Source organism: Kitasatospora sp. NPDC048298 (assembly GCF_043201465.1).
GTDB lineage: Bacteria > Actinomycetota > Actinomycetes > Streptomycetales > Streptomycetaceae > Kitasatospora.
The window spans coordinates 1-1,436 of record NZ_JBICYZ010000171.1 but is presented as its reverse complement, the minus strand read 5'-3'; the positions used below and the strand labels follow the sequence as shown (position 1 = coordinate 1,436).

The 1,436-nt window shown below is 68.5% G+C and carries 1 protein-coding gene and 2 pseudogenes; all 3 read left to right on the top strand.

Going from position 1 to position 1,436, the window contains the following annotated elements:
* A pseudogene (locus tag ACGF0D_RS44250) lies at positions 1 to 273 on the top strand (potassium-transporting ATPase subunit B); the annotation flags it as partial.
* A 17-nt stretch (positions 274 to 290) separates the two neighbouring features.
* A complete protein-coding gene (gene kdpC / locus ACGF0D_RS44245; protein ID WP_392926254.1) occupies positions 291 to 926 on the top strand; it encodes a potassium-transporting ATPase subunit KdpC in 636 nt (211 codons plus the stop codon).
* A gap of 130 nt (positions 927 to 1,056) precedes the next feature.
* Positions 1,057 to 1,436: pseudogene (locus ACGF0D_RS44240) on the top strand (histidine kinase); the annotation flags it as partial.

Below are 1,436 nucleotides of genomic sequence, written 5' to 3'. Positions count from 1 at the left end.
ATGTTCGCCGGGGTCTACCCGGGCCTGAGCCACCTCAACATCATGGGCCTGCACAGCCCCCAGTCCGCGATCACCTCGGCGATCGTCTTCAACGCCCTGGTCATCATTGGCCTGATCCCGCTCGCCCTGCGCGGCGTGCGCTACCGCCCGTCCGACGCCAGCTCGCTGCTGCGCCGCAACATCGGGGTCTACGGCTTCGGCGGCCTCGTGGTGCCGTTCGTCGGCATCAAACTGATCGACCTGATCGTCCAGTTCATCCCCGGCCTCAGCTGAGAAAGGAGTCCACCGCGATGTCCAAGCCCCTGCCCGCCGCTCTGCGGACACACTTCACGGCCCTGCGCGTACTCCTCGTGCTGACCGTGATCCTGGGAGTCGCCTACCCGCTGCTCGTCACCGGGATCTCGCAGGTCGCCTTCAGCGAGAAGGCGAACGGCTCGCCGGTGAAGACCGACGGCAAGGAGGTCGGCTCCAGCCTGATCGGCCAGAGCTTCAACCTCCCGAAGAAGAACCCCGACGACCCGAACGAGGAGGCCCAGCCGGACCCGAAGTGGTTCCAGCCCCGCCCCTCCGCGGCCGGGACCGGCTACGACGCCTCCTCCTCCGGCGCCAGCAACCTCGGCCCGAACAACGAGGACCTGCTGAAGGCCGTCAACGACCGCCGCGCCGCCGTCGCCTCCTTCGACGGCGTCGACCCGGCGAGCGTCCCGGCCGACGCGCTGACCGCCTCCGGCTCCGGCCTCGACCCGCACATCTCCGTCGCGTACGCCAAGGAGCAGGTCGACCGGGTCGCGAAGAACCGCGGCCTGCCGGTGGAGACGGTGACCAAGTTGGTCGACGAGTACACCGAGAGCCGTTCGCTCGGCTTCCTCGGCAACGAGGGCGTCAACGTCGTGCTGCTCAACAAGGCACTCAGCGAGCAGAAGTGATGACACTTCATCATCCTGCCGAGTGACCAGACCGACCCGGGTGTGAGGGAGTAAACCCCTCGCACCCGGGTCGGTCGCCCATGTCTGCGCACCACCAACCTGCCAGCGACACAAGGAAAGAGCAGCGCCCATGGCCCGCGACCTCGCCCCCGGCACCGTGCACCGCCGTGGCCTGCTGAGGGTCTATCTCGGCTCGGCCCCCGGAGTCGGAAAGACCTACCGGATGCTGGACGAGGCCCATCGCAGACAGGACCGTGGCGCGGAGGTGGTGGTCGGATTCATCGAGTGCCACGGGCGGAGGTTCACCGAGGAGCTGGTGCACGGGTTGGAGGTGATCCCGCGCATCAGACGGACTTATCGGGACGCCGAGTTCGAGGAGATGGACCTCGACGGCGTGCTCGCCCGCCGCCCGTCGGTCGTGCTCGTGGACGAGCTGGCGCACACCAACGTCCCCGGCGGCCGGCACGCCAAGCGCTGGCAGGACGTCGAGGAACTGCTCGCCGCCGGGAT

Excerpts from the sequence above, each read along its gene's own strand:
- kdpC (WP_392926254.1), top strand. The coding sequence starts at position 291 with ATGTCCAAGCCCCTGCCCGCCGCTCTGCGGACACACTTCACGGCCCTG.